We start from the raw sequence: 3,940 nt of genomic DNA, 5'->3' as shown, positions 1-3,940 counted from the left end.
GGTCGGGGTGGCGCATCAGGGGCGGGTGGTGTCCGGCGGTGGCCAGGAGGGCGCGGTGGTGGGCCAGGTCGAGGTGGGCGTACAGGCAACTGGTCAGCAGCTCGGGTTCGAGGTCGGTGAGCAGTTGGTTGGTGCGGGCGAGGATGTCGCCGGGGGGTGTGCCGGCGACGGCGTGGGCGTGGACTGCGGTGCGGACCTGGCCCATGAGGGCGGCGGCACGCACGTTGTGGCCCTGGACGTCGCCGATGACGGCGGCGGCGTCGGTCGGTGTCATGCGGATCAGGTCGTAGAAGTCGCCGCCGATGTCCATGCCGTGGCTGGCCGGGAGGTAGCGCGCGGCCGTCTCCAGGCCGGGGATCTTCGGCAGCGTGTGAGGCAGCAGCCTGGCCTGCAGGCCGTGGGCGAGATGGTGTTTGGCGTCGTACAGGCGCGCCCTGTCCAGGGCCTGGGCGAGCAGGGCGCTGAAGGTGGTGAGGGTGAGGCGTTCCTCGGTGGTGAAGGGGTGCGCCCGGTCGTAGCCGAGCACGCAGGTGCCGACGGGGCGCCCGGAGGCGGCCAGGGGCAGGAAGGCCACGGCGGCCATGGCGTCGTCCATCCCGGCTCGGGCGGGAGAGGCCTCGCGGAGCTCCTGCCGGGAGGCGAAGAACGACGGCGGCCCGGCGGTCAGGCCCGGCATGCCTGGCGTGTCCCCGGCCAAGGGGATGCGGTCCAGGCGGTGCAGCCACTCGGTGGTGAAGCCGCGGGCGCCGATGACCTGCGCCCGGCCGGCTTCCGGGACCAGCAGCGCGAAGGCCTGGGCGTCGCAGGCGATGAGGAACTGGTCGGCCACCACCTCGACGACGTCGCGGACGTCCCTGGCCTCCGTCAGGGCACCGGCCAGGTGCATCAGGTGGTGGATCACACCCAGCCGGGCGGAGCGGACTGGTGGCCGAGCCTCGGGTGAGCGTGGACCTTGGAGGCGGGGTGCGGTCCGGATGGGAGTGATGCGCACACTGATGCCGGTGGGGTCCGGGTAGAGCTGGAAGAGCAGGCACCGGTCGGGGGGCCGGGTGGCAGTGAAGGAGGTCGGCCGCTGGCTGAGGACCGCGTCCCGGTGCCTTTGCTCGTAACCCGGCTCGTCCAGCCAGGGCACGGCCTCCAACAGCCGGGCACCCAGCAGGCGGGGGATGCTCTCGCCCACGAGCTCGGCCGCGGCGCGGTCGATGAAGGTGATCCGCCCGTGCGGGTCCAGGGCGCATCCGCCCTCGGGAAGGCGGGTGACAAAGCCCACCACGGCCTGGGCATCGACCGAGCCTGTCAGATCGCGCGGTGCCGGAGGCAGGTAGCGGGGCTCGGGCGGAGGCACGAGGCGGTGTCCGGCTGCGGCGGCACCCTCCAGCAGTCCGGCCAGGCGGTCACCGACGGCGCCGATCGCCTTGCGCTCGGCGCAGCTGAGCTCCGGTGGTCTTCCATGAGGCCAGACCAGCACCAGGACGCCCCACACGGCGGTAGGGGTGGTCAAGGGGGCGGCGGCCACGGAATGCGGGTACGGGACCGCCCGGATGATATGCGGATAGCGCCGCGCGTACTCCTCTCCCGCACCAGTCCACACCAGGCGCCGCTCGCGTACCGCCTGGGCCCTCGGATCCGGAATCGCGGTGTCCAGCCTTATGCGCAGCACCGGCTTGATCCACTCCGGGGGCGCTCCGCTGCCCACCTCCATGGTCAGGACCTCGCCGCCGGGCTCCACCAAGTAGATCCCGCCCACGTGCGAGCCCAGACGCTCCATGGTCTGAGCGAGGGTCTGATCCAGCATCTGCCGTACGGCGGCCTGTTCCAGGTCCTCGACGGTGTGATCCACCATGGCCACTCCCGCGCTACAAGACCTTTATCTACAGCTATGTGCAGAATATGCCGGATGTGCTGGCTGGATACCCCAGCCGGTTCCGGTGATCACTTACCCGACCGGTTCGGTGGGGCACCGCGCCCGCGGTCGTGTTCCTGCGCGGCCGCCACTCCTCGCGAACCCGCCGTTCGCACAGGCGTCACGGTGACGGCAGCGCGAACGGCATGATTACCGAGTCTGTTGGCTCTCAGCCCCCTGACCAGCGCCTCTGAGGTTCGAAAACCCCCACTGAGGATCAGCCATCTGCGGCTGGCCGGGGTTCGTAGAAAGTGCCGTCGTGGAGCATGGCGAAGAGGACGTCGGCCCGTCGTCGGGCGAGGCAGAGCGGGGCCTGGGTGTGGTGCTTGCCCTGGGAGATCTTCTTGTCGTAGTAGATCCGGGATGCGGGGTCGGCCAGGGCGGCGAACGCAGAGAGAAAGAAGGCTCGTTTGAGCTGCTTGTTTCCCCGTCTGGAGGGCTGTTCGCCGCGGATCGATGAGCCCGAGCTCCGGGTGGCCGGGGCGAGCCCGGCGTAGGCGGCGAGGTGGCCTGCGGTCGGGAAGGCGCTGCCGTCGCCGACCTCGATCAGGATGCGGGCTCCGGTCCTGACGCAGACTCCCGGCATCGACATCAGGACCTTCGAAAGAGGGTGGGCCTCCAGGAGTTCCTCGATGCGTCCGGCCAGGAGTTTCCGCTGGTCAAGCACGGAGGTCAGGGATCCGGCCAGGCTCGGGACGATCAGCGCGGCCGCCTCGGTGCCCGCAACGGTGACGGTCTGCTCGTCCAGGGCGGTGAAGATGTCGTCGACCAGCCGCTCGGCCATTCTCGAGGCCTTCGGCCGTAACAGCGTGACCAGGAGGCGCCGGCCGGCTTTGCGGATCTGGGCTGGTGAACCGAATCGCTCCAGCAGGGTCAGGACTACGTCCAACCGACTCCCGTGATCCAGCTCAACCGGCCCGTCGCGGTGGGCATGGCGGAAGGCCCGGAGCGAGGGCCGGCCCTCGTCGACGAGCTGACCGGGCAGCGGGCGCTCAAGAGCTATGCACAGCTCCCCGTGGTCCACGGAGAGTTGTCGGCCCGGATGGGCCGCGATGACGAGGCGCGCTCAGTGAGGTTTCCTCAACGAAATGATCTCGTGAGGTGACTCGGCCCAGGGGATTCCACGAGTCGCGATGAGTTCTGCGGCGTCCGGCGGTCGTACGGTCGAACCCGTCACCGAGGAGGACTTCTGATGCGCAGCGTGACCTATTCGATGAACGTCTCACTTGACGGCTACATCGTCGGGCCGGACGGCGGCTTCGACTGGACGGGGCCCGACAAGGAGGTCTTTCGCTTCTGGATCGACGAGATCCGAGAGGTCGGCGTCCACCTGTTGGGACGACGGCTGTACGAGACGATGCTGTACTGGGAGACCGCCGACCAGGATCGATCGCTCGACGACTCGGAGCTCGAGTGGGCCGCGCTCTGGAATCCGCTCCCGAAGGTGGTGTTCTCGACCACGCTGTCGGCGGTGCAGGGCAATGCCCGCCTGGCCTCCGGCAGCCCGGCGGAGGAGATCGAGCGGTTGCGAGCCGAGCCGGGGGAGGGCGACATCGCGATCGGCGGCGCGACTCTCGCCGCCGAGGCGGCCGCGTCGGGTCTGATCGACGAGTACCGGGCCGTGGTCTACCCGGTGCTGGTCGGCGGTGGCATTCCGTTCTTTCCCCGGCGCGAGCGCCGGGTGGACCTCGAACTCGTCGAGACCCGCACCTTCAGCTCGAGATTCGTCTATCTCCGCTACCGCGTGGCGCGCTAGATGACGGATGTGCTGCGGCAGGTGTGGACGACCCGTCAACTCCACACCGCCGCCGCCCTGGGCATCGCGGTGGTGATCGTGCCGCCACGCGGGACGCCGAAGTACTGCCCGCGCTGCCTGACCGCATTCCGCCACCCCGCGCACCCAACGACCCGCGGGCGGGCTGGGCGTGGGCCACCTGCCGGAACGGGGCATGCGGGTACAGCACCGGCCGGGACCACGCCGCCTGGCAGAGGATCGGCACCCGCGGCCTGACCCACCAGCACACCACGCATCTCGAC

General features: G+C 70.0%; 2 protein-coding genes and 1 pseudogene. 1 reads left to right on the top strand and 2 read right to left on the bottom strand.

Going from position 1 to position 3,940, the window contains the following annotated elements; genetic code table 11:
• Window positions 1–1,843 (bottom strand): SpoIIE family protein phosphatase (locus FNH04_RS42735; RefSeq protein ID WP_152791627.1); only part of this gene is annotated, 1,843 nt, incomplete at its 3' end.
• 277 nt (window positions 1,844–2,120) lie between these two features.
• Window positions 2,121–2,801: pseudogene (locus FNH04_RS42730) on the bottom strand (transposase); the annotation flags it as partial.
• Between the two features lie 294 nt (window positions 2,802–3,095).
• Here FNH04_RS42730 and FNH04_RS42725 point away from each other — a divergent pair.
• Window positions 3,096–3,659 (top strand): dihydrofolate reductase family protein, encoded by a 564-nt coding sequence (locus FNH04_RS42725; RefSeq protein WP_152791626.1) that lies wholly within the window; start codon window positions 3,096–3,098, stop codon window positions 3,657–3,659.
• Window positions 3,660–3,940: the final 281 nt, after the last annotated feature.

Source organism: Streptomyces phyllanthi (assembly GCF_009377205.1).
Classification (GTDB): domain Bacteria; phylum Actinomycetota; class Actinomycetes; order Streptomycetales; family Streptomycetaceae; genus Streptomyces; species Streptomyces phyllanthi.
This window is presented reverse-complemented; position numbering and strand designations above follow the sequence as displayed.